Raw genomic sequence first — 22994 nt, 5'->3', positions numbered from 1 at the left:
GTAATTAAACAATGGCTGCTGCTCGTAAAACAAACACGCGTAAACGCCGCGTGAAAAAGAATATTGAATCTGGAATTGCTCATATCCGTTCAACTTTCAACAACACGATTGTTACTATCACAGATGTTCATGGTAATGCTCTTTCTTGGTCAAGCGCCGGATCTCTTGGATTTAAAGGTTCTAAAAAATCCACTCCGTTTGCTGCGCAAATGGCCGCTGAAACAGCTGCTAAAGGTTCTATCGAACATGGACTTAAAACTCTTGAAGTTACTGTAAAAGGACCTGGTTCTGGCCGTGAAGCTGCAATTCGTGCACTTCAAGCTGCTGGACTGGAAGTTACAGCAATCAGAGACGTAACGCCTGTTCCTCATAACGGATGCCGTCCGCCAAAACGTCGCCGCGTGTAATTTGTTTGTATAGATTTTGTGTCCCTGTCAATAATGGGTTATGATACAGTTAATTTATAAAACGAATGCACACTCGTTGCCTGAGCACATACGGGACTAAACAATGGGGAATTTCGGATAGAATCAGAGAAATTCTTTCCGGGGTTTCGACGTTTTGAAGGAGGGTTTTATGAAATGATCGAGATTGAAAAACCAAAAATCGAAACGGTTGAAATCAGCGACGATGCCAAGTATGGTAAATTTGTCGTAGAGCCACTTGAGCGTGGATATGGTACAACTTTGGGTAACTCCTTACGTCGTATCCTTTTATCCTCACTCCCTGGTGCCGCTGTAACATCGATCCAAATAGATGGTGTACTGCATGAATTCTCGACGATCGAAGGCGTCGTTGAAGATGTTACAACGATTATCTTAAACATTAAAAAACTTGCACTGAAAATCTACTCTGAAGAAGAGAAGACGCTTGAGATTGATGTACAGGGTGAAGGAGTTGTAACAGCTGCTGATATTACCCACGACAGTGATGTTGAGATTTTGAATCCTGATCTTCACATTGCGACTCTTGGCCAAAATGCGAGTTTTCGAGTTCGCTTAACCGCTCAAAGAGGTCGCGGGTATACACCAGCTGACTCGAATAAGAGAGACGATCAGCCAATTGGGGTCATCCCGATTGATTCCATCTTTACACCTGTTTCTCGTGTAACATATCAAGTTGAGAATACTCGTGTGGGTCAGATTACAAACTATGACAAACTTACGCTTGACGTATGGACAGATGGAAGCACTGGACCAAAAGAAGCAATTGCGCTTGGTTCAAAGATTTTGACTGAACACCTTAATATTTTTGTCGGTTTGACCGACGAAGCTCAGCATGCTGAAATCATGGTTGAAAAAGAAGAGGACCAAAAAGAAAAAGTTCTTGAAATGACTATTGAAGAGCTCGATCTTTCAGTCCGTTCTTACAACTGCTTGAAGCGTGCGGGAATCAATACAGTTCAAGAACTTGCGAACAAAACTGAAGAAGATATGATGAAAGTTCGCAACCTGGGTCGCAAGTCGCTTGAAGAAGTAAAAGCGAAACTTGAAGAACTTGGACTTGGCCTTCGCAAAGACGATTGACTAGTTTCCATGTGAACTAGGATTTTCGTGTGTTTTTTATTTCAGATCGAGTATTTCAATAAAGGAGGGGACACCACATGTCATACAGAAAACTAGGACGCACTAGTGCACAGCGTAAAGCAATGCTGCGTGATCTTACAACAGACTTGATCATCAACGAGAGAATCGAAACAACAGAAGCTCGCGCGAAAGAACTTCGCTCTGTTGTAGAAAAAATGATTACACTTGGCAAGCGCGGAGATTTACACGCACGCCGCCAAGCAGCTGCATACATCCGCAATGAGGTTGCAGATGCAGAGAAAGACCAAGATGCACTCCAAAAACTTTTCTCTGATGTAGCACCTCGTTATGAAGAGCGCCAAGGCGGATACACACGTATTATGAAGCTTGGTCCTCGCCGTGGTGACGGAGCACCAATGGCTATCATCGAATTGGTTTAATCACATATTTTGTGTGTCTAAAGAAGGGCGGGACAGTTTTTAACTGGATCTATGCCCTTTTTTTAGATACCGGGGAATTTTCTATGATAAAAGAATAGTCAGAAAAGCAGAGCTTTAGAGGAGAGGAGGCCGGACGGGCAAATGAATCAAGATCGATTAATAGCTGCAGAGGATATCACGTTTCGCTACCAGAAAGATGCGGACAGGCCTGCGCTTGATCATGTATCTTTCCAAGTGTCGAAAGGAGAATGGCTTGCGATCGTAGGTCACAACGGCTCAGGGAAGTCGACGCTCGCCCGTGCTTTAAACGGACTGATCCTGCCTGACGAAGGATCGATTGAAGTCGGCGGTATTCAGCTGACGGAAGAGACGGTCTGGGATGTCCGAAAAAAAATCGGCATGGTGTTTCAAAATCCGGATAACCAATTTGTCGGGACAACCGTTCGCGATGATGTGGCTTTTGGTTTAGAAAACAACGGAGTTCCAAGAGAAGACATGGTGGAAAGGGTGGATTGGGCCGTTCAACAGGTGAACATGCAAGAATTTCTCGATCAAGAGCCGCACCATCTCTCTGGAGGGCAAAAGCAGCGTGTTGCGATTGCGGGAGTGCTTGCCGCCCGTCCTGACATCATGATTCTCGACGAGGCGACTTCCATGCTCGACCCGATGGGACGGGAAGAAGTGCTGGATACGGTCAGAAGGCTGAAAGACCAGGGAATGGTTACGGTCATTTCGATTACACATGACTTAAACGAAGCTGCTAAGGCCGACCGGATCATCGTCATGAACGGCGGAAGAAAATTTGCCGAAGGCACACCGCAGGAAGTCTTTCGTCTGAATCAAGACCTGATAAAAATCGGGCTTGATTTGCCTTTTTCTTTTCAGCTCAGCCAAATGCTGAAGGAAAGCGGTCTGGCTTTGAAAGGCGATCATCTGACACAAGAAGGATTGGTGAATGAGCTATGGACATTGAAATCAAAGATGTAGAGCACCGATACCAGATGAAAACGCCTTTTGAACGCCTTGCGATCTATGATGTCAACGCCGTGATTAAAGAAGGAAGCTATGTCGCAGTGATCGGCCATACAGGATCGGGAAAATCGACGTTGCTTCAGCACCTGAACGGGCTTTTAAAACCGACAAAAGGACAGATACGCCTCGGCGGGGACGTTCTCGAAGCAGGCAAAAAGAATAAACACTTAAAAGCTTTGCGGAAAAAGGTCGGGATTGTCTTTCAGTTTCCTGAACATCAGCTGTTTGAAGAAACAATTTTAAAGGACATTTCATTCGGCCCGATCAATTTCGGCATGAGCCGGGAGAAGGCGGAAGAAAAGGCGAGGGAAATGCTGAAGCTTGTAGGTTTGGATGAGGAGCTGTCCGACAGGTCCCCGTTTGAACTAAGCGGCGGGCAAATGCGCCGCGTGGCCATTGCGGGAGTGCTGGCGATGGAGCCGGAGGTTCTCGTCCTCGATGAACCGACGGCAGGGCTTGACCCAAGAGGCCGCAAAGAGATCATGGACATGTTCTACAGCCTCCATAAGCAGAGGAATCTGACGACGATTCTCGTCACCCACAGTATGGAAGATGCGGCGGCGTATGCAGATGAACTGATTGTGATGCATAAAGGCACGGTCAAAGCAAAAGGGACGCCGCGGGAGCTTTTTTCAAGGAAAGACGATATCGCTGCCTTTGGGCTTGATTTGCCGGAAACGATTAAATTCCAAAAACGTCTTGAAGAAACGCTGGGCATTACGTTCAAAGCGCCGATCTTGACGATTGAAGAAGCAGCCTCCGAAATTAAAGCTCTTTTTCAGGAGGAAAATGCCCTATGATGGACAATATCATTATCGGCAAATATGTACCCGGGACATCGATCATTCACCGGCTTGATCCGCGTACAAAGCTGTTAACCATTTTCCTTTTTGTCTTTATCGTTTTTTTCGCGAATAATACGGAAACATATGCACTGCTCGGCCTGTTTACGGTCGCAGCCGCAGCTTTGTCGGGCGTTCCGGTGCGATTCCTTTTAAAAGGGATGAAGCCCGTGTTCTGGATTGTGCTGTTTACGTTTCTGCTTCATATTTTTATGACAAGGGAAGGGCCGCTTCTCGCCGATCTCGGCTTGTTTAAAATTTATGAGCAGGGGCTTGTTCAAGGGATTTTTATTTCGCTGCGCTTTGTTTACCTCATCATGATCACAACGATTTTAACATTGACGACGACTCCAATCGAAGTGACCGATGGTTTGGAGCATTTGCTCGGTCCGTTTAAAAAATTAAAGCTTCCCGTTCATGAACTCGCTCTCATGATGTCCATCTCCCTCAGATTTATACCGACTCTGCTCGAAGAGACGGATAAGATCATGAAAGCGCAAATGGCAAGAGGCGTTGATTTTACGAACGGCCCGGTCAAAGAACGTGTCAAAGCGATCGTTCCTCTTCTTGTTCCGCTGTTTGTCAGTGCCTTTAAAAGAGCCGAAGAGCTTGCAACTGCGATGGAGGCGCGAGGATACAGGGGAGGGGAAGGCCGTACAAAATACAGGCAGCTGACGTGGAAATGGAAGGATACTTCCGTGCTCCTCATTTTAGCTGGTCTTGGCGTATTGCTAATTTTATTGCGGACTTAGGTGATAGACGATGAGAATGAAGTGTACGATTTCATATGACGGACACCTTTTTTACGGCTACCAAGTGCAGCCTGGTCAAAGAACGGTGCAGGATGAGCTTGAAAAAGCGCTGCAAACGCTCCATAAAGCGAAGGAGCGTATTCCTGTCGTTTCATCCGGGCGCACCGACAGCGGCGTTCACGCGGTCGGACAGACGATTCATTTTGACAGTCCGCTATCCATCCCTGAGGCGAAATGGCCGTATGCTTTGAATGCCCTGCTGCCTGATGATATATCGGTCCACAATGCGGAAGCTGTCGATGATCAATTTCATGCGAGGTTTTCTGCAAAAAGAAAAGAATACCGGTATATGATTTACAGGGGCAGACATCCGGACGTTTTTAAACGCCACTATGCATACCATGTTCCGTATGACCTTGATATGGAAAAAGTCCAAGAAGCCTCCCGCTTTCTGGTTGGAACCCATGATTTCACAAGCTTTTGTGCAACCAAAACCGAAGTGAAGGACAAAGTTAGAACGGTCTATGAACTCGAATGGTCTGACACAGGGGACGGACTGCAGATGAGGATTGTGGGCAGCGGATTTTTGTATAACATGGTTAGAATCATTGCCGGCACGCTTCTTGATGTAGGAACCGGAAAATTTTCCCCTGGAGACATTGAAAAGATGATTCTTGCCAGAAGCCGCGATGCCGCAGGGCGCACTGCACCGGCGCACGGCTTGTATTTATGGCGTGTTATCTATGACAACTAAACCAGGTGTAACATTTTCTTGACAGAGAGTACAGAAAGTTATAAGATATCATATGGTATGTATTTCAACCCCACGATAAGCCCCGGAAACTTATTGTGTTTTGAAATAGAACGTAATTGAAGTTTATTGAAAATGGCAGATTTATTTAGGAGGGAAATTTAATGCGTACAACACCTATGGCTAACGCAAGTAATATTGAACGCAAGTGGTTAGTTGTTGATGCTGCTGGCAAGACGCTAGGACGTCTTTCTACAGAAGTTGCATCTATCCTTCGCGGAAAACATAAACCAACTTACACACCACACGTTGACACTGGAGATCATGTGATCATCATCAACGCTGAAAAAATCGAGTTAACTGGTAAAAAGTTAACGGACAAAATCTACTACCGTCACACTCAACATCCAGGCGGTTTAAAATCAAGAACTGCTCTTGAAATGCGTACAAACTACCCTGAGAAAATGCTTGAACTTGCGATCAAAGGCATGCTTCCAAAAGGTTCTCTAGGTCGTCAAATGTTCAAAAAATTGAACGTATACCGTGGTTCTGAGCATCCACACCAAGCACAAAAACCTGAAGTTTACGAACTTCGCGGTTAATTAAAAAGGAGGTTACCAATTTGGCACAGGTTCAATATTACGGTACTGGCCGTCGTAAAAGCTCTGTAGCGCGTGTGCGTTTAGTTCCAGGAGAAGGCCGTATCATCGTGAATAATCGTGAAATCAGCGAGCACATCCCATCTGCAGCTCTAATCGAAGATATCAAACAACCATTAAATTTGACTGAAACAGCTGGTACTTATGACGTTTTAGTAAACGTTCATGGAGGCGGCTTATCCGGTCAATCCGGAGCAATCCGTCACGGTATCGCCCGCGCTTTGCTTGAAGCAGATCCGGAATACCGTTCAACTCTAAAACGTGCCGGTCTACTGACTCGTGACGCACGTATGAAAGAACGTAAAAAATACGGACTTAAAGGCGCACGCCGTGCACCTCAGTTCTCAAAACGTTAATATACCAACGTTCAAGCCCTCATCCGGTTACTCGGAAGAGGGCTTGTTTTTTGCTTTAAAATGATTTTTGACCACATTTTGACCACGTTTAAATGAATTTCTCATAATTCCATGTACTTTTTAAATGTTTCGGCCGTTTTTTCTTTTGCGGTTTTCGTGACATGTGTATAGATGTTCATAGTCGTTTGAATTTCTTTGTGACCTAAACGGGCTTGTACTTCTTTAATGGATGCGCCTGCTTCAAAAAGGATCGATGCGTGAGAATGTCTAAAACCGTGAATCGTGATTCTGTGAAGCTTATTTTTAGCGATCATACGGTTTAAGAGGGAAAAGCCTTAGAGGGCGCATATCGCCCCGTATAAGCGCGTATTTAGCTTCTGAGGTGATCCCATTAGATAAGAGTATTTCTTTTTGCTACGTACGCCATTTTGTAAGTATTTGGGCCGTATGATAATCAATCGTAATAATTCGCTTAGAATGATATTTTTTTGTTGTTTGGATGACTTCTTTACCGTCTTCAAAAAACATTGTTTGTTTGATGTTTATTGTTTTCTCTTTTAAGTCAACGTCCCTCCATTCCAAGGCAAGAAGTTCCCCTTTACGCATACCGGTAAAAATAAGAACATAAAACATAACATAATCTTGTTGTTCAAGTTGCGAATGCGCTTTTTCGAGAAAGGTTTTGATTTCGTCCTTTTCCCAAAAGTTCCGTTTCTCTTCTTCCTGCGGTAAAAACCAATATGAACGCCTCCTATGCTCAATTAGTAAATTGCACAAGTTGAAAAGAACGTTTGTTCTGTTTTTGGTGTTAAAGAAAAGCCCTAAAAAGGGCATTTCTTAATTATTGACTTCGATTGTGTGCTTGATGTCTTTTCCAAGAGGCTCGAAATTGTTATCTGTTGGAGCATCAACACGCAGTTCAATGGATTTCAAATCCTTAACAGATGACTTTTTTAAGATATATACATTATGCCCCTCGTTTTTAACTTTGCCTAAGTATTCACCCTCGATGTGTTCAGACAATAACATTTCAGGTTCCAGCTGCTCTTTAGTGTTTGTGACGATTGTGGCTTGTCCTAAATAGAAGTTAACATCTTTTTCTGATGTGTTTTCGCCAGATAGTTCAATTGTGACAGCATTCACTTTCTCACCTACTTTGACACCGAGCAGATCAGCAGTTTCTTCGTTTTTTGGCTCCATTTCTTTCAATTGTACAGCTTTGATTTCGTATTTAATAGGACCTGTAGTTCCGTTTATATTTAGTTTTTTATTAGTATAGACATTTTTCCCTTTGAGGTTTTCGTCTTCCTGTACATCTTCTTTTTTGTTGTCAGTGTCTTTATTTTCGCTTGCTGATGATTCTTTTTTGGTATCATCTTTTTTTGCGGTGTCTTTAGAACCGCACGCCCCTAAAATAATCCCTAAACAGAGCGCAAGGGATAAAATTAAAAATTTCTTCAAGTAAAGCCCCCCAGTTCATTTATATGGTACATCTTTTATCATAGGACAAAACTCCCGCAAATTCAACGGAACAATACCAATTTTGTAAAAAGTTACGTCTGTGATTAATCAGATTTCTTTTTCCCGCCTTCTTTCAGTTGCGCCGTCATGATTTCAAGAGCAGCATCTAAATCTCCTGTGTAAATTCTCCATCAAGGGTGGCAAGGAATGTTTTTGCATTAGATAATCCAAAAGGGGAATTTATAGTAAAAAACGGCAGTCATTTCGAAATGGATACAACGGGGCACACTTGGATCGATTCAACAGGAGTTATATCGATCAGCAGTGGCGAAAGGGTTTCGCTAGGATCAACTGTTCACTTGCCTGCTAAAACTATGTTAGGCGGAAGAGATACCTCAAGCCAATACGAGCAAGCAAGAACTTACAGAGATATATGGCGGATTACAGTATAACCGAATGATTCCGCTGATTATGTAGATGTTCATCTAGGCTCGGATTCTGCCGCCTACGGTTCCACGCAATACTTTTTTCAAGATGAAAACGCCAAAAAAGCTGAAAATATTTTTGCTGTTTTCGCCCAACCATACGGGGGCTATTCTAATGCTTGTACGGCAGGCGTTGAGGCCATGTCTAGCACAGGATTTAAGTGTATGTGCGAGGAACTGGAACATTAACAGGGGGCAGCGATAAGATTATGCGAGTGCTAGTCTGTATGTTTTACGAAGTACCGTAAAAAAAGTGAGGTTTTAAAATGGCTATCGATTATAAAGGTTATTCCTATCACAAATATATGGACGGGGTCGAAATCACCGAAACCGATACGGGGATCATTATAAGCGAATTTTCCTGATCGACGGTGACACAAAACATCATTTTGACGCCGTTTCTATCAGTTTAAATAGAGACGATGAATTCCCGATCTTGTATGAATTGTTCATCGTGAAAGACGCGGAAACCGGAAGCATGAAATACCATCTTGATAAAACATATCTTGAATAGCTGATTGTAAAGCCTTTCTCCAAAGAGAAAGACAGATCAGTCAGAACTTAGAACAGGAAAACGAAAAGCTCAAAAAAGAGCTTCAAGAAGAGCGGATCGGAAATTCACAGGCGGAAGATGAAGTGATAGAAATGAATCAAATCGAAGTAAATAAAGAATATCACGAAAAAAGAGCAGAAGCGGCGAGATAAGCGGCTTTTTTATTTTGTATAAAGGAGTCCATACAATGGATACATTTTATAAAGGTGTCATTGCTGTTGCGGGTGAAATTGCCGGATTTCTTTTTGGAGGTTGGAGCGTGCTGCTTACTATTTTGTCTGTACTTGTGATTGATTATGCAAGCGGTCTGATGGCTGCCGGAATAAACGGAGAAAAGTAAAGTCGGATATATCGGCATTACTCGTAAAGTGTTTATTTTTGTGATCGTTGGGGTTATGGCGAATTTCGGTGGATTTTCGGGACATGAAAGAACGTAAAAAATACGGACTTAAAGGCGCACGCCGTGCACCTCAGTTCTCAAAACGTTAATTTCTGGCGTTTCAAAGGCTCTCAAGACTTTTGTCTTGGGGGTCTTTTTTATTGCTGCCGTCCTACATATGAAGCGGATACCGGAACACGGTTCATCTCCCGCGCCCAGACGGATATTTGTCCGATGTGATGAATTTCATGGGCGATCAAATGCTTTAAAATGTCACTTTGTGTATAGGTATCTTCTGACCAAGACGTTTTGACAGGCTTTTGTTCGGCTGCGCTGGAAAAATGAAAAACCACGCTCTCAACTTCGGGACGATACGCTTCAGAAAACCTGATAATGTGCTGAATCGACGGGTAGTCGGAAAACTCGGGAGTGAAGTCCGGCTTGTCTAAAATGGCATACATCCAGCTCACCTCAACATCGACAATATGAAACAAGTTTTTCAAAATGCTTTCCATACCGCCTGAATGCCTTTTTTCGAGTTCCTCTTGTAACTGATGCAAGCACCATTCAAACCCTTCATTGCGAACCTGCCAATTATATTGAAACAATCCATTCATTGCCTCACATCTCTTTATCTGTTCGGACTTTTCCTTCTCCTGAAAATCGGGCTTCAAACTGCATAAAAGGAAACTGATCAATTGAATTTTCCGGCGTTTATTTTTCATTTTTACTTGAAGCAGATCCGGAATACCGTTCAATTCTAAAACGCGCTCTACTTCTGACTCGCGATGCGAATAAGAACGTACCCGTGCACCTCAGTTTTAAAAACGTAAATATAGCATGTTACATGCTCTCAAATCATTTGATTGGAGGCCACGACGATTGTATAAGATAAGCAGACATAGAAAAGCCTTTAAAAGACGGTTCTCAGCCTTCTGAAAATGTTTTGATTGTGCCTTGGTCCTTTGACCTCTTAGCGGAGCTGTAAACGTTTATTGAGGCTGTTGAGGAGAGGGAGGGCAGCGAGAGGGTATAGCCCCCCGGATGATGTGTGAAAACGGGCTTAAAATAATGGTCCAGCTATAAAAAAAGCAAAAGAACCAATGAGTTCTTTTGCTTTTTCAAAGGGAAGGGGGAAACTTTTTAGTTTCGCACACTCAATCAGTCAATGCTCGATAGACATTTAATACTCCCGCACCGGTGTCTATTTTGTCAGCGTTCCGATCAGCATTTTTTAACAGGATTTTAACAGCCTTGTCTGGTTTGTCATGCAATTGTTTCTGATCAATCAGAAGGGCCAGAGCGCCGGATACTTTTGGGGCCGCGATCGAAGTGCCTATTGAGAATGTATAGGTTACTCCGGGAGCTGCACCGAGAATGTATTCCTGCCTGAACAGTCCTTCTCCGTAATATCGATCCTCGCCCACTTCATTTAAAAGACGGAGATCGCCTCCATCGGCTGCAATGTCGACGACATTTTTTCCATAATTGGAAAAGACGGATCTCATTCCGCTTGGACCTATTGAGGAAACGGTGACGACATTCGGCAATTGGGCCGGAATCAAAATGACTTTGCCGTCTGCCGATAAGTCCTCCTGTTTGGTACTTCGCCAATATTCAAATACGGCATTTTTGTCTTTCAAGTCAAGGCCTTCATTTCCAATTGAGGCTACAACGGCACTGCCCTTTTTATGGGCAAATGAGACTGCTTTTTTAAAAGCTTTAATTTCAGCCAGATCATTCGTATCAGGCATTTGTTTGTTCTTCCGATTTTGTTTTACAAGAAATGTACCGAAGCTGACGTTGATAATATCGACATCATCGATCGCCGCTTGGATGATCGCATCAATAATCCAGACTGTGTCAGCGCTTTTCCCGCCGAATACTCTGTAAGATCTGATTCCTGTTTCTGGAGCGATCCCTTTCATCAATCCATTTGCCGCAATTTGACCGGCTACAAATGTTCCGTGTCCCAGGTAATCTGTGCTGTCGTTTATGTCACCCTTTTCATATGGTTCCTGTCCTCTCAGTCCCCCTTTAGGCACAAAGTTTCGGACGGAGAGGATGTTTTCTTTCAAATCTGGATGGTTCATGTCAATTCCGGAATCAATGATACCCACGATTGTGTTTTTGCTTCCTTCGGTGATTTGATAAGTCTGTCCATTATTAGTCGCTTTTCTCATATCCCATTGGAAGTCGTCCCATAGAGTAGGGGTGCCCCCAAATATCGTCGCCTCCGCCGGAGCAGTGTTATGCAGTGAGGCAGGCTGCATGGCTACAGATTGGTTATGGCTGTTTATATAGTTTATTTCAGCCGCCAATTCTTGAACCTCTTTTTGTCTGCCTTCTATCTGATAAAGCCCGATTTCTTCGACTGAGTATACAAGTTTTATGTTTCGTTCATTAAGTGTCTTCACCCAATCATCGTGATGGGCTGGGCTCTCTAGGTAAATCGTATATCTATCAAGTTGACTGTCATTAGCGGAAGCCTGCCCGGGCAGGGCAAAGATGATCACGACGAGCAGGCACAATAATAATATGTGAATTCGTTTTATGTTCATGATTTTTCCTCCCAGCCTACCATACATGTTGAATTCGCCGAGAAGTTAGTAGTTTTTATTGGCTTTTAGTATCAGGCTATCATGAATAAAAGGTTCTGTTATTCAACTTTTTAATGCTGAGCAGCGAGAAGAGCGCGGTCATCGCGACGCAGACGATAAAAAATACTGCCAGCCTGTCGGTGCCGGCATATACATTTGTCATCCCATAGAGCGGCAGTGCCCATGGATAAAGGACTGGTATCAACGAGTCCGTATTGTTCGAAAAGGCTAAGAAGGAGGGAAAACTTAAGAATATGCTGATCATCAGGGCCGTCCGAGCGGATTTCATTCGTAGATAAAAATAGAACAGGAGCGTTCCGAGACTGGTTGCCCCGGCCGTTCCAAGGATTACGGCCGATAAGTAAGTGCCTATTGGGATTTGGTCCGTATATCCAGAAGCATAGCCAAGGACAATCTGCAAACCGAACATCAGCAATTGTGCGGACAGAATGATGATTACGGTCCAAGCCATCTTGCTTAAAAAGAACACTGTTCCCTTTGCAGGAATCATCAGCAAATGCTCCCAATTGTTTGCTTGTTTTTCATATTTGGACATTGTGCCCGTAATCAGGGAGATGATAATCGGAAAGAAGACCGTACCATAAAACATCTGGGTCATCATCATAAGAATCTGCCAAGAATTCGCCTCATTGTAAACGTACTTTCCAATCATGATTTTTGTATGAATAATCCATCCGTAGATGACAGGCAGGACAACTAGGATAATGATCATCAGCCAGATTTTCATTTTTCTAATTTTGATCCATTCTGCCGAAAACGCCTGCTGAAAGCTTGCCATTTCACTCACCTCCGGAAGAAAAGGTTTTTTGGTAAAAAATCAGTAAAGATAACATACCGTACCCCAGTGTCGACACCAGCATGAGAACTGGTAATAAGCTGTTTGCCTGTGTTCCGGCCCGCAACAGTTCAGCAAGCGGACCCCATGGGAGCCACCAATAAGGCAGCACAGCATGAAAGAGGAAAACCGCCATCCCGATGCTGACGGAAATATACGGATTTTCAACCACGACTGTCGCAGACGTCTGAAAGACAACAAAAGGAAGTGCAAACAGAAATGCCGTGTAGAGCAATGGTTCAGGGAATGTCCCTCCGAATATGAAGCCTAGTCCGCCCATCAGCAGCCACAGGATCAAACCGAATAGCTGGACAAGTAAGGTGGCTAGAATAACTTTTACAAAAAAATGCTTCCACTTTGCATGCGGAGTGGAAAGGAGAACGGGCCACATTCCCGATTTGTGCTCAACCCCGCTCACTAACAAGGTGAACATCATCACCACAAAGATGATGAGATAGCTCCAAGTCAAGGTGCAAAGCTCATAAAGGACGCGGAAGGCCTGTTCCGCGGTTCGCCCGTTTTTTGTCAAATAGAGCATCATTGTCCAACAGGCCGCAAAAATCAGGAGCGGTCCGGAACATAATGGCAGCAGGAGGGCTGCGGGCCTTTGTTTCCGCCACTCGGCTGCAAAAACGCTTTTCATACAGACACCTCGGAGGAACGGATTAGCTGTAGATAGGCTTCTTCCAGCGTCCCTGGAGATTCGTTTATATGAAAATCGGTTATTTCATTTTCAATCAAAATGCCTTCTATTTTGTCTTTTACTGCTCCAGAAACTTGCACTTGCTCAGCCCGGTCAACGCGGGTCTCTAAGCCATGTTCGTGCAGAATATCGATGATTTTTCCGCTTTCAGTTGAGCGGATGATGTAACCAGATTTTTGATCGGAGAGCAATGTCGCCATTTCTCCTTGAAACAGAAGGTTTCCATGGTAAATGACACCTATCCGATTTGCCATTTGCTCGACCTCTCCAAGAAGATGGCTCGATACAAGAACGGTGGCACCTTCTTTTTTCGGCAGTTCGCGGATTAGCTCCCGTATTTCATGGATTCCCTCAGGATCCAATCCGTTTGTCGGCTCATCGAGCAGCAGGAGCCTGGGGTTGTGAAGAATCGCGCTGGCAATGCCTAGCCGCTGCTTCATGCCGAGTGAATATGACTTTACTTTTTTAGATCCGACGCGGTGCAGACCGACTCTTTCAAGCGCCCAGTCGATAGCCCTGTTGTCTGAGATTCCGCGCAGGGTGGCCAGTATACGTAAATTATCGCGTCCGTCCAGATGTTCATAGTAGGAGGGCTTTTCAATCAGGGCGCCCGTCTTGGCTAGAATTGAAATCCGGTTATCAGGCATTCTATTTCCAAACATAAGAATCTCACCGGAATCGGGGCGGATCAAGCCCATCAACATCCGCATCATCGTTGTTTTTCCTGAGCCATTAGGTCCGAGGAATCCGTATACTTCTCCTTCCGGAACCAGCAAACCGGCATCTTTCACGACATCGATGCGGTTGTATGTTTTCGTCACGCCTTTCGTTTCGATGATCAAGAATCGTCGCTCCTTTCTATTTCGTTACACATCTTCTTTATTGTATTCAAATACATCATCGATCGAACAGCCGAACGCATGTGCAATTTCAAATGCGAGCGTGAGGGAAGGGGTGTATTTCATTTTTTCAATTGAGATGATTGTTTGCCTGCTCACACCCGCCCGTTCCGCTAATTGCTGCTGGGTCATCTTGGTGCGCGCCCGCCATTCCGGAAGCCGGTTCGTCAGTTTTTTTTTCTGTTTGTTTTCTGCATTCATACCTGTCCCCCATTGATCAATTTCTATGTCCATTCCTTTTTGTGAAAATATAAAGCACCGCCGCCGATGAATGCAACGAAGCTGACAATCAGCGTCGGATAAAAAGCTGATTCATTCGCCAAAAAGCCAGCATCTCCGCCCATTGCAGCTGAAAAAGCCTGTGTCATGCTGAGCATTGGATGAGACCAAGGATAAAGAGGTCCCAACAGCTCCGAGTTGGCAATGAGGATAGCCGGCAATGTCAGCATTACATTGACGGTGCTTGGACCGGCAAAGCTTTTAAAATAGGTCGCAAGCCAAAACTGAAGGGCGGCAAGCGGAAGGCACGACAGCCATCCCATAAGGCAGCTCATGACCAGGCTGTACCAGGGGAACGGAGAGCCGAATCCTTGAACGCTTCCCACAAACCAGATGCCGATCAGGAAAAACAGCTGCGTGAATAGCAGCAAGATCATGATGATGACATATTTGGCAGCGTACACTTGAACCCTGCTCACCGGCAGGGTCAACAGCTGCTTCCATCCGCCGTGGGCATGCTCGTTACTGCACAGTAGAGCGGCAAGTACACCTGTCAACAATGGCAAAAACAGCGCACTGTGCGTAAGGATCATTTGTGTGCTCAGTGCAAGCCATTTGCTCGAGCCAATGCTGAAGAGCGGGAAAAAACCGATGACAGCGGAAAGGGCTGGACTGGCGAGCACGATAAACCAGATTTTTGAATTTTTTAGTTTCAGCCACTCGGAGTTCAATAGTTGATAGAACATACTATGCGACATCCTTTCGTGATAGGGATAACAAGGCAAATAAATAGATGAGCAGTCCCACGGCCAATCCCTTTATGACTGAGAGGGTGCTTTGCCCTATACCATCTATTAACAATGGCCATTTCCATGGCATCCACTCAGGCAGTCCGTGAGCATACATGATAAACACTGCACTTGCGATGCCGATTGTCAAAGCGATTCCTTGATTGGAATATTTCACCGAGAGCCAAAACTGTAAAAAAACGAAAGGTAGTGCTGCAAATAATGTATAAAAGCTCATCATCAACGCATCCCCGAGCGGAAATGTCTCCGAAAATCCAAGCAGTCTGCCGAGCACATATGTGCCCGCAGGAAGTATAGCTGTCGAGATCAGCATCATGGTGATAATGATGATAATCTTGGACTGGTACACTTTCCATTGTTTAACGGGGAGGGAAAAGAGTTTCTTCCACATATTTGCATGATGTTCCATTCCCGCGAGCAGCGAGTTGATCATCGTTGTTCCGAGAAGGAGGGAAGGCGGCCAGTAGGCATGGATGTTTTCAAGCAGGAACAGCCATTTATCCGGGTTCCGCGACATGAGGTAATCAAAGCGGAGCGCATAATTGGCCCCTTGCATCGCGACGACTCCGAGTGGGCCGAAAATGACGATTACCCATGTCAGTTTTCTGATCTTCAGAATTTCAGATTTCAACAATTCAGAGATCACAGTGTTTCTCCCCCTTTAGTCATGTCGAGGAAGATATCTTCAAGTGATTTCGATTCGTCGTAAATTCGGAAGATGTCAATCTCATTTTCAAAGAGTTTTCTGGCGAGCCGGGAAATTTCCATATCAGTCCTGTCCTCAATCATCAGGCCGCGCTGTGTTTTAACCGCCTCTACGCCCTCACGCGAGAAAATGTCTAACGCCCCGTCCGTGTCACTTGTCGAAAATACAATCTTTGTATCGGCCTTCGAACGGAGCTCTCCGATCGCGTCTTGAAAGAGCATTTCTCCGTTGGCGATGATTCCTACCTGGGTGGCTACTTGTTCAATTTCAGAAAGCAAATGCGAGGAGATCATGACGGTAATGCCGTAATCGGACGGCAGTCTGAGGATGAGCTCGCGTATTTCAAGGATTCCCGCCGGATCCAATCCGTTTGTTGGTTCATCGAGAATGACGAGTTTCGGATATCCGAGCAGCGCTGCAGCTATGCCTAAGCGCTGCTTCATGCCGAGCGAATATTCTCCCGCTTTCTTGTCCGCCATTTTCGTCAATCTGACCATCTCAAGCACATCGTCAATATTAGACTTCGGAACATTCAGTATCTTCCGGATTGCCTCCAGATTCTCCTCGCCTGTGAGATGAGGATAATATGACGGCGATTCCACAAGTGAACCGACGTTTCGCAGAATGTCAAGCCGATTGCTTTTCAAGTCCTTCCCGAAGATTCTCGTTTCGCCTTTTGTCGGGTTGATGAGTCCGAGCAGCATGCGAATCGTCGTCGTTTTTCCTGCACCGTTTGGACCGAGGAAGCCATAAATTTCTCCCTCTTGAATGCACAAATTCACGTTTTTCACAACATCTGTTTTACGGTATGTTTTGGTTAATTGTCTCGTTTCCAGAATATATTGATGTTCATCCATTTTTTCATCCCCTTGATCGCATTTTTCCTTGTTTTATTCGTCAAATGTGGAATCAGTACTTTCTTTTCAAAATGAACAGATAGATAGTACCGAAAATTACGCTTAGTGCAAACATTAATGACGTTATTTTTTGATACATTAGTCCACTGATGTCATGGCCGAATCCGAAGAAAATACTCAGTGCGATAAGCGCTGCAAGCACATAAAACATAGATGAGTAGACTCTTAGGAAAATTGCTTCTGACCGTTCATCCCTGCCCATACGCCTCGATACTATCCAGATAATTGCCAGGCAGGCGAGGATCACCACTCCTCCAATACTATTTCCGTATACCGCAATCTGTTCGATATTCATGGTAATCATCCTCCATAATTAGTTATTTCAATTAAATTGTAAAGTAAACTTCACTTATTGTAAAGTGTGCTTTACGAATTTTAGAAAAAGACACGCTTCTTGACGATCCAAGAGCGTGTTATGAAATCATTTCTTTATAGAATTCACTGTAGAAACTGGACTTTTTCAGCAACTCATGGTGTGTGCCCGATTCGATGATTCTTCCGTTGTCGACAACGACAATCATGTCACAATTCATTACTGTCGTAAGTCTATGGGCAATCACAATTCTTGTGCAGTTAATATCAGAGAGATACTCGTCAATCTTTGATTCATTTAAATGATCAAGTGAGCTGGTTGCCTCATCAAGGACGAGAATCGACGGTTTTCCAAGAAGCGCCTTTGCGAGGGCGATTCGCTGCCTTTGCCCGCCAGAAATATTCATGCCCATCTCAGATACCATTGTATGATACTGCATTGGCATCTTCATAATTTCTTCATGGATTTGGGCAGCCTTTGCGGCTTCGATTACTTCTTCGGGAGACGCCTCTGGATTATGGAGAATTATATTATCATAAATGCTTCTATTAAACAGCATGACATTTTGAGGTACGGTACCAATTTGCCGACGCAGGTGGCCCAGATCAAGCTCTTTCATGCTAACGCCGTCGTAATAGATGTCTCCCGAAGACGGTGCGAATAGCCCGATTATCATGTTGGCGAGTGTCGTTTTTCCTGATCCTGACTGTCCAATAAGAGCAACTTTTTGTCCTTTCTTGATATCGAGTGTAACATTATGAATCACATTTTCGCTGTATTTAGAGTAGGAGAAAGTGACATTCTTTAACAGAATATTGCCTTCAAGTGTTTTTTTCATCTTGTCTCCCTCCATTTCTCCAGGTGCATCGAGGACATCTTCAACTCGTTTTAGGTAGGATGTTGTCAAGATAAAAGAATTGATCGTTTGAACGATATTGCCGCTCAACATGAAAAATTGGTTTGAAATGGCATGAAATGCTACCAATACCCCAAGCGTGATACTTCCTGCAAACACTTGGTGTGCTCCAACCCATAAGAGGATCAGGGGAGCCATAAGCTGCATTGTATTGCTTGCGGTGTTTACGCGGTTCAGTACAATTTCTTTCTTCCTATAAGCGCTAAGAAGATTCCTGAATCTCTGAAGCCATCTATTGTAAATCTTGCTTTCCACACCGGACGTCTTTACTCCAAATATTCCATAGAGCATTTCTGTCTGCGCTCCTTGCACTTCGGAATGCTCTTTAATCTCCATCTGATTCGTCTCTGCGAGGTATCTTTGGCTCACGGCGATTAGTATTACATTGGTAGATGCTATCAAAGCGACTATAAAAACCATTAGAGGCGATTGCAAGAACATATACAATAGGATGACCAGCAAAACAGCGGAATCCAGCAGACCTTTTACTACCTGGTTGGCCAGCTGGTCGCGGATCACCTTCATGCTGTTCGCCCTAAAAAGCAAATCTCCGAAGGAACGCAGAAGGAAGAACTGGTACGGCAGCCTGAGAAGGTGACTGAAAAATCTAGTTTGGATCTCATAATCAAGCGCATTATGAAGAGTGATCAGAATTCTCCCCCGTAAAAACGTAAATAGGGTATTGAATAGGATCAGCCCACCAATTCCGGCTAAGAATATATTCAGTAGATCCCGATAGTCGGGGACAATAATCTTGTCAATGACAAATTGGATAAAGATTGGCATCGCTACTGTGAACATCTGTAGCAAGAATGTGAGAAACAGGATACTAATGAAAATCTTTGGCCTATTCGTCACTAAATAAGAGAAGGATGCCCAGACGTTTTTTCTGCTCCGGCGTTCAAAATTTTTGTTGGGATATAAAGTAAGTACGTATCCCGAATATTTCTCCGTGAATTCTTTCTCTTTCAGCTTCCTCCTTCCAGAACCTGGATCAACGATTGTATAAGCTTGTTGTGCAACCTTCTCGAGAATAACGAAATGATTGTTTTCCCAGTACAGGATTGCTGGCAGTATGAGAGTCCCCAGTTGCCGGCTATCAGCTTTATACGATTTCGTGTCGAAATTCAGCTGCTCCGCCAACTTTTTAAGATGGAACAAAGTCGTTCCATCACGGCCGTTTCCCATTCGCTCCCGAACCTCGTACATGGATAAGTCATTTTTGTAATAGGACGAAATCATTGCGATGCAACAAAGTGCGCATTCGGTCTGCTGCATCTGTTCAATGAAAGGAACACGCCTGCGAGTTGGAAATAATTTTTTCTTCTTTAACATACGGCTCCTCCCTTTGGCAGCTCCAAAGCCAGAACTGATGGTATTTCGGGGTTTTTGAACCTCAACAGGCTATACCCAATCCCCGTCCGGCCAAGCATGAAGCCATCCATCTCCGCTCTAGGATCTAAGCCAAACCTCCAACCGTACGTCTTTTTCTGGGAAAGAACAATATCAACTAAATCCCTTGCTTTCTTTTCCAGTTTTACGTCATTCAGCTCTTGGGAGGCTGTTAGGAGGATGTCCGCGTTTCCCATAGTTCCGTGGCAAAGACAGTGGCTTTCTATTACCCCTTCGCATATGACCGTTTTCAAAGATATGTCGAGGTCCTTTGCGATAAGTTCTAAATTTGATGTGTTTTTCAGCATCAGTCGGGATAGGGCAATGCCCGGCGCTCCGTGACACCAGTAAACTCTTTTTCGTTTCTGATTTTCGGAAGCTGCAGCCGAGTCCCAATTGCCTGTGGCTGGATCGTAAAATGTATTTTCATATAAAAGTAATTTTTCAGTTTTATCTTTATAGATTTTCTTCCCTGTTACTTTTCCAAGTGAGCCGAGTGCCCAGGCGTATCCCGATGCTCCATGAGCAAGGCCGGTCCCCTCATCGATTTCAGTCAGCAGCTGCATGAGTCTATCTCCTGCAAATTGAGCCATATCCAAATAGTCTTTGTCTCCCGTTTCTTGATAGATATTAAGCGACATCACGATAAAACCGGCCAGACCTCCTGAGAAATCAGGGTTTTTTTCATCACGGATGATATCATGTAAAGAAGGCAACCTTTCCTTTGCCCGCCGGATCAGTTCGCGGTCATTCCATAGTAGTCCAAGGTGAACCAGTCCATACAAAAATGCGCCTTCTCCACTGAAAGCCGAAACGGAAGGGTTGAGCGGTTTGTCGCCGGCTTTTCGAATAACTGTTTTGATCGCACCACGGCTTAGTTTTTCGTATTGACAATTGTTTGTTTCCCTCGCTAAATAAGCCAAAAAGAGAGCATAGCCAAGTAATCCATCATATAGATCAGAGCTCTTGACCGACACGTTAACGCCTGTTTCCTTATTTAAATTTAATCCAAGCCAGTTCACTTCAAGGTTATCCTCGATAATAGCCCTGTCTTTTAATTGTCTGCCTAGCTCCAATGCTTCCTTAATGATAGAGGAAGGAGAAAGGTTCCCTTTTCTTTTAGGTAGGGTTGGGACGGTCTGATGAAATTTCCATACGTCGCCCAGCATGGATGCGAGAGACCACCTTAAATATTGTGTTTGTTTTTCTAAGTCGCTTTTGCTAAGTTTGTTGATCCTTTTGAAAATAGATTCAAACCCTGTTTCAGAAAAGAAAGAGGAGATAAGGTGTCCATTGCTGTTATAGAGATCACGGCTGTTTAGTGTAAAATAGAAATACGGAACGTCATGTCTTAGCAGATCCTTTGTTTCATGCTTGACTAGCTCCTCGAATTTTGAGCTTTGGTTGGTCACTTGCCACAGAATATCGAACATTTGCACTCGGTCAAGCCCGTTCTGTACATAATCGGGATGCAGGCTGTTATGGAGGAATTCCATGTACACGTGTGTTGGCCTGAATACCTGGCGGACATGGGCTTTACCATAAGGCTGCAAAGGGCCATCAACACTCATGAATTCTTCCTTATGGCGAAGAAACAGTTTGTACATGTCTGAAAAACCTGTTTCCAATTCAGCCGAATAATCGAAGGCGGACATTGTTTTCCCTTTAAACATCGGTTTGTTTTTGTACTCACCCGACTTTGCGGGAACACGGGTCATCTTAATTTCATCGGTTCCCTCGCCTTCAAGATGGAGGCTCTTTATTTTTTTTGATACCTGGTTTTGACCTGCGCCTAGGGCGCTCAAGTCAAAGTCAATAATTGAATGCTCAAAAGAAGGGAGTGGAAGCATCAAAGTTGAGTAGACCGAATCGTTTAGCTCAAGTGCCAGTCGGCTCTGGACTCTGAGCTGTTTCATCATTTCCAGATTTCGGCTGAAAAGCGTCTCTAAATCTATCGGAACTGGGTATTCCCCGTGCGCGATAATATTTTCTGCATGAAAATCGGAGGAGCCCAAGATGTAGAACAGCGCAGTATAAGCTCCTTGCCTATAATAAAAGCGACTCACCTCATCTTCATGTGTGCACTTTTCGTACGGGACAAACTCCTGCCAGCCGTAGGTTCGGCAATCCAAACTTTTGGCTGATTGGAGAGGATACTGCAAACCTTTCCCGTTCAGCCAAGACAGCAAGGCTTCGAAAATTTTATCGATCAAAATCTGTCGTGGTTTATAAACTAGCTTGTTGCCGGTTTCAAATTCCAGTAGAGCAACAGTTCTGCCGTTTTGATGTGTATCACCGAGGCCCATTTTCAGTCTCTCTAATCGATGGAGACGGTTCCCAAATTGATATTTGATGCTCTCGTGATCTTTCACAAAACGTTGGATTAGTTCCACGGTGACGTCCAGAGTATTTTGCATGCTCTCAGTCATCAACCGCGAAAGGACTGGATAGTTTCCGAAGAATTCCATCCTGAGTTCATGATCCTCATTGAGTTGGCGCATAAAGTGCTCAAATCGTTCTTCACCCGTTTCTCCTTCGAGCATCCCGACCTTTCTAGCGATGTTGACTTCGAGAATCACACATTTCATCAGCATTGAATGAAGCCGTTCATAAAGTGTATTAGCAATCGACTTGATTATGGTTTCAAGGTTTACCAGGCTGGTGTTAATATGCCTGAGTGCATCAGCAAGCCGCTTTTTCGCATACTGGATGAAAGGATCAACCAATGCTTGAAAGCTGGTGTAATCCAATGGAGTTGATTTATATGTATGCATCACTTTTTCAAATACCGTAGTCCACGGCAATTCTTTCTCCACAACTGGATTATCCTTCTCTTCTATGTACTGCATCAGCTGTTCTATAGTCAAGCGGTCCATTTTGAGCCGCTTCTCGAGCATTCCTTCGGGTATAGCCCTTTTCCACTTATTGAACTCTTTTATATTAACAGCTGGCGTTTTTGTGCCGGTAATTTTTCGTTCATTCAGATAAGCAGAACGGCTGAACATATCCTTCATTTTTGCAACAGTCATGTTAATCTCCCCTTTCTTTTATGCATACATTTAAGAAAAGTTGGATATAATAGATAACGAAACGGTTGGCCTCGATAAAACATGACCAACCGCCCCTTGTTTTTCATTTTCCGGCCAAACGTTATGTAAGAAGAAGGATCTGAGCTCCCATTCTAAATCCCTCTCATACTAGCATTGGCCAAATTAGCAATCAGATGTACATGCGTTAGACGGACACCAAACAGCTGTAACCAATGTTCCACATGGCAATGAAGAAGGAGTAGTGTGCGGTGTAACATCCGCAGCACCTGCAAGGTTCTTTAATTCTTCTTCGTTGACCTCGCCGACAGGGTTAGAAAACTCAAGATTGGCACGTTTGTTGGCATCACGGTAAATTGCAGCCATTTCACGATGTGACAT

General features: G+C 44.2%; 26 protein-coding genes and 1 pseudogene. 11 read left to right on the top strand and 16 right to left on the bottom strand.

Features of this window, described 5'->3' with window-relative positions:
• The first annotated feature begins 11 nt into the window (after positions 1 to 11).
• From rpsK to rpsI (M1D90_RS21440), 9 genes are all read left to right on the top strand, one after another.
• A complete protein-coding gene (gene rpsK, locus M1D90_RS21480) occupies positions 12 to 407 on the top strand; it encodes a 30S ribosomal protein S11 (protein WP_020449874.1) in 396 nt (131 codons plus the stop codon).
• Between the two features lie 174 nt (positions 408 to 581).
• Positions 582 to 1526 (top strand): DNA-directed RNA polymerase subunit alpha, encoded by a 945-nt coding sequence (locus M1D90_RS21475; RefSeq protein WP_020449875.1) that lies wholly within the window; start codon positions 582 to 584, stop codon positions 1524 to 1526.
• 77 nt (positions 1527 to 1603) lie between these two features.
• On the top strand, positions 1604 to 1966 hold the full coding sequence (gene rplQ / locus M1D90_RS21470; protein ID WP_020449876.1) for a 50S ribosomal protein L17: 363 nt from the start codon (positions 1604 to 1606) through the stop codon (positions 1964 to 1966).
• Positions 1967 to 2107: 141 nt separating this feature from the next.
• Complete coding sequence (locus M1D90_RS21465) at positions 2108 to 2953, top strand: energy-coupling factor ABC transporter ATP-binding protein (RefSeq protein WP_025810420.1); 846 nt, start codon at positions 2108 to 2110, stop codon at positions 2951 to 2953.
• On the top strand, positions 2929 to 3798 hold the full coding sequence (locus M1D90_RS21460) for an energy-coupling factor ABC transporter ATP-binding protein (RefSeq protein WP_020449878.1): 870 nt from the start codon (positions 2929 to 2931) through the stop codon (positions 3796 to 3798). The genes M1D90_RS21465 and M1D90_RS21460 overlap by 25 nt, the downstream gene beginning before the upstream one ends.
• The gene (locus tag M1D90_RS21455) at positions 3795 to 4592 is read left to right on the top strand and encodes an energy-coupling factor transporter transmembrane component T family protein (RefSeq protein ID WP_023855906.1); all 798 of its coding nucleotides are present in this window, start codon (positions 3795 to 3797) and stop codon (positions 4590 to 4592) included. Before M1D90_RS21460 ends, M1D90_RS21455 begins: the two co-directional genes overlap by 4 nt.
• Before the next feature lie 10 nt (positions 4593 to 4602).
• Positions 4603 to 5346, top strand: a complete 744-nt coding sequence (gene truA / locus M1D90_RS21450) for a tRNA pseudouridine(38-40) synthase TruA (protein ID WP_025810423.1) — start codon at positions 4603 to 4605, stop codon at positions 5344 to 5346.
• 161 nt (positions 5347 to 5507) lie between these two features.
• Positions 5508 to 5945 carry a 50S ribosomal protein L13 gene (gene rplM, locus M1D90_RS21445; protein ID WP_003178393.1) on the top strand — a complete coding sequence of 146 codons (438 nt, stop codon included), beginning with the start codon at positions 5508 to 5510 and terminating at the stop codon, positions 5943 to 5945.
• A gap of 20 nt (positions 5946 to 5965) precedes the next feature.
• The gene (gene rpsI, locus M1D90_RS21440; protein ID WP_023855904.1) at positions 5966 to 6358 is read left to right on the top strand and encodes a 30S ribosomal protein S9; all 393 of its coding nucleotides are present in this window, start codon (positions 5966 to 5968) and stop codon (positions 6356 to 6358) included.
• A gap of 101 nt (positions 6359 to 6459) precedes the next feature.
• Here the strand turns inward: rpsI (M1D90_RS21440) and M1D90_RS21435 are convergent, their stop codons facing one another.
• From M1D90_RS21435 to M1D90_RS21425, 3 genes are all read right to left on the bottom strand, one after another.
• Positions 6460 to 6672: a tyrosine-type recombinase/integrase gene (locus M1D90_RS21435; RefSeq protein WP_025810425.1), complete on the bottom strand. Its 213-nt coding sequence runs from the start codon at positions 6670 to 6672 to the stop codon at positions 6460 to 6462.
• A gap of 100 nt (positions 6673 to 6772) precedes the next feature.
• Positions 6773 to 7135 (bottom strand): site-specific integrase, encoded by a 363-nt coding sequence (locus M1D90_RS21430; RefSeq protein WP_250635916.1) that lies wholly within the window; start codon positions 7133 to 7135, stop codon positions 6773 to 6775.
• 60 nt (positions 7136 to 7195) lie between these two features.
• Positions 7196 to 7819, bottom strand: coding sequence for a glycosyl hydrolase lipoprotein (locus M1D90_RS21425; RefSeq protein WP_020449883.1), 624 nt, complete (start codon positions 7817 to 7819; stop codon positions 7196 to 7198).
• A 1225-nt stretch (positions 7820 to 9044) separates the two neighbouring features.
• Between M1D90_RS21425 and M1D90_RS21420 the strand changes: the two genes are divergently transcribed.
• Together M1D90_RS21420 and rpsI (M1D90_RS21415) are read left to right on the top strand one after the other, a co-directional pair.
• Entirely contained in the window at positions 9045 to 9197 is a 153-nt protein-coding gene (locus M1D90_RS21420) for a phage holin family protein (RefSeq protein WP_223254888.1), read from the top strand.
• 83 nt (positions 9198 to 9280) lie between these two features.
• Positions 9281 to 9346 (top strand): annotated as a pseudogene (gene rpsI, locus M1D90_RS21415) (30S ribosomal protein S9); the annotation flags it as partial.
• Between the two features lie 48 nt (positions 9347 to 9394).
• Here the strand turns inward: rpsI (M1D90_RS21415) and M1D90_RS21410 are convergent.
• The 13 genes from M1D90_RS21410 to M1D90_RS21350 all read right to left on the bottom strand — a co-directional run bounded on the left by M1D90_RS21410 (position 9395) and on the right by M1D90_RS21350 (position 22994).
• Positions 9395 to 9853, bottom strand: coding sequence for a DinB family protein (locus M1D90_RS21410; protein ID WP_020449884.1), 459 nt, complete (start codon positions 9851 to 9853; stop codon positions 9395 to 9397).
• 540 nt (positions 9854 to 10393) lie between these two features.
• The gene (locus M1D90_RS21405) at positions 10394 to 11797 is read right to left on the bottom strand and encodes a S8 family peptidase (RefSeq protein ID WP_033155051.1); all 1404 of its coding nucleotides are present in this window, start codon (positions 11795 to 11797) and stop codon (positions 10394 to 10396) included.
• A 79-nt stretch (positions 11798 to 11876) separates the two neighbouring features.
• Positions 11877 to 12635, bottom strand: coding sequence for an ABC transporter permease (locus M1D90_RS21400; RefSeq protein ID WP_020449886.1), 759 nt, complete (start codon positions 12633 to 12635; stop codon positions 11877 to 11879).
• Between the two features lies 1 nt (position 12636).
• Entirely contained in the window at positions 12637 to 13335 is a 699-nt protein-coding gene (locus M1D90_RS21395) for a hypothetical protein (RefSeq protein WP_020449887.1), read from the bottom strand.
• The gene (locus M1D90_RS21390; RefSeq protein WP_020449888.1) at positions 13332 to 14237 is read right to left on the bottom strand and encodes an ABC transporter ATP-binding protein; all 906 of its coding nucleotides are present in this window, start codon (positions 14235 to 14237) and stop codon (positions 13332 to 13334) included. The genes M1D90_RS21395 and M1D90_RS21390 overlap by 4 nt, the downstream gene beginning before the upstream one ends.
• A 24-nt stretch (positions 14238 to 14261) precedes the next feature.
• Positions 14262 to 14495, bottom strand: a complete 234-nt coding sequence (locus M1D90_RS21385; RefSeq protein ID WP_020449889.1) for a helix-turn-helix transcriptional regulator — start codon at positions 14493 to 14495, stop codon at positions 14262 to 14264.
• A gap of 23 nt (positions 14496 to 14518) precedes the next feature.
• Entirely contained in the window at positions 14519 to 15259 is a 741-nt protein-coding gene (locus tag M1D90_RS21380) for an ABC transporter permease (protein WP_020449890.1), read from the bottom strand.
• Position 15260: 1 nt separating this feature from the next.
• Entirely contained in the window at positions 15261 to 15968 is a 708-nt protein-coding gene (locus M1D90_RS21375) for an ABC transporter permease (protein WP_020449891.1), read from the bottom strand.
• The gene (locus M1D90_RS21370; RefSeq protein WP_020449892.1) at positions 15965 to 16885 is read right to left on the bottom strand and encodes an ABC transporter ATP-binding protein; all 921 of its coding nucleotides are present in this window, start codon (positions 16883 to 16885) and stop codon (positions 15965 to 15967) included. The genes M1D90_RS21375 and M1D90_RS21370 overlap by 4 nt, the downstream gene beginning before the upstream one ends.
• Positions 16886 to 16937: 52 nt before the next feature.
• Positions 16938 to 17240 carry a hypothetical protein gene (locus tag M1D90_RS21365; protein WP_020449893.1) on the bottom strand — a complete coding sequence of 101 codons (303 nt, stop codon included), beginning with the start codon at positions 17238 to 17240 and terminating at the stop codon, positions 16938 to 16940.
• A 118-nt stretch (positions 17241 to 17358) separates the two neighbouring features.
• Complete coding sequence (locus tag M1D90_RS21360) at positions 17359 to 19509, bottom strand: peptidase domain-containing ABC transporter (protein WP_020449894.1); 2151 nt, start codon at positions 19507 to 19509, stop codon at positions 17359 to 17361.
• A complete protein-coding gene (locus M1D90_RS21355; RefSeq protein ID WP_020449895.1) occupies positions 19503 to 22595 on the bottom strand; it encodes a type 2 lanthipeptide synthetase LanM family protein in 3093 nt (1030 codons plus the stop codon). The genes M1D90_RS21360 and M1D90_RS21355 overlap by 7 nt, the downstream gene beginning before the upstream one ends.
• A 183-nt stretch (positions 22596 to 22778) precedes the next feature.
• Positions 22779 to 22994, bottom strand: a complete 216-nt coding sequence (locus M1D90_RS21350) for a class II lanthipeptide, LchA2/BrtA2 family (RefSeq protein WP_020449896.1) — start codon at positions 22992 to 22994, stop codon at positions 22779 to 22781.

The organism is Bacillus sp. JZ34 (assembly GCF_053903205.1).
The sequence above is the reverse complement of the archived record's forward strand: the minus strand, read 5'-3'. Positions and strand labels throughout refer to the sequence as shown.

Bases quoted from the DNA above. Each gene is read 5' to 3' on its own strand.
- rpsK (WP_020449874.1), top strand. From the start codon at position 12: ATGGCTGCTGCTCGTAAAACAAACACGCGTAAACGCCGCGTGAAAAAG.
- M1D90_RS21475 (WP_020449875.1), top strand. From the start codon at position 582: ATGATCGAGATTGAAAAACCAAAAATCGAAACGGTTGAAATCAGCGAC.
- rplQ (WP_020449876.1), top strand. From the start codon at position 1,604: ATGTCATACAGAAAACTAGGACGCACTAGTGCACAGCGTAAAGCAATG.
- M1D90_RS21465 (WP_025810420.1), top strand. From the start codon at position 2,108: ATGAATCAAGATCGATTAATAGCTGCAGAGGATATCACGTTTCGCTAC.
- M1D90_RS21460 (WP_020449878.1), top strand. From the start codon at position 2,929: ATGGACATTGAAATCAAAGATGTAGAGCACCGATACCAGATGAAAACG.
- M1D90_RS21455 (WP_023855906.1), top strand. From the start codon at position 3,795: ATGATGGACAATATCATTATCGGCAAATATGTACCCGGGACATCGATC.
- truA (WP_025810423.1), top strand. From the start codon at position 4,603: ATGAGAATGAAGTGTACGATTTCATATGACGGACACCTTTTTTACGGC.
- rplM (WP_003178393.1), top strand. From the start codon at position 5,508: ATGCGTACAACACCTATGGCTAACGCAAGTAATATTGAACGCAAGTGG.
- M1D90_RS21435 (WP_025810425.1), bottom strand. From the start codon at position 6,672: ATGATCGCTAAAAATAAGCTTCACAGAATCACGATTCACGGTTTTAGA.
- M1D90_RS21420 (WP_223254888.1), top strand. From the start codon at position 9,045: ATGGATACATTTTATAAAGGTGTCATTGCTGTTGCGGGTGAAATTGCC.
- M1D90_RS21410 (WP_020449884.1), bottom strand. From the start codon at position 9,853: ATGAATGGATTGTTTCAATATAATTGGCAGGTTCGCAATGAAGGGTTT.
- M1D90_RS21405 (WP_033155051.1), bottom strand. From the start codon at position 11,797: ATGAACATAAAACGAATTCACATATTATTATTGTGCCTGCTCGTCGTG.
- M1D90_RS21400 (WP_020449886.1), bottom strand. From the start codon at position 12,635: ATGGCAAGCTTTCAGCAGGCGTTTTCGGCAGAATGGATCAAAATTAGA.
- M1D90_RS21395 (WP_020449887.1), bottom strand. From the start codon at position 13,335: ATGAAAAGCGTTTTTGCAGCCGAGTGGCGGAAACAAAGGCCCGCAGCC.
- M1D90_RS21385 (WP_020449889.1), bottom strand. From the start codon at position 14,495: ATGAATGCAGAAAACAAACAGAAAAAAAAACTGACGAACCGGCTTCCG.
- M1D90_RS21380 (WP_020449890.1), bottom strand. From the start codon at position 15,259: ATGTTCTATCAACTATTGAACTCCGAGTGGCTGAAACTAAAAAATTCA.
- M1D90_RS21370 (WP_020449892.1), bottom strand. From the start codon at position 16,885: ATGGATGAACATCAATATATTCTGGAAACGAGACAATTAACCAAAACA.
- M1D90_RS21365 (WP_020449893.1), bottom strand. From the start codon at position 17,240: ATGAATATCGAACAGATTGCGGTATACGGAAATAGTATTGGAGGAGTG.
- M1D90_RS21360 (WP_020449894.1), bottom strand. From the start codon at position 19,509: ATGTTAAAGAAGAAAAAATTATTTCCAACTCGCAGGCGTGTTCCTTTC.
- M1D90_RS21355 (WP_020449895.1), bottom strand. From the start codon at position 22,595: ATGACTGTTGCAAAAATGAAGGATATGTTCAGCCGTTCTGCTTATCTG.
- M1D90_RS21350 (WP_020449896.1), bottom strand. From the start codon at position 22,994: ATGTCACATCGTGAAATGGCTGCAATTTACCGTGATGCCAACAAACGT.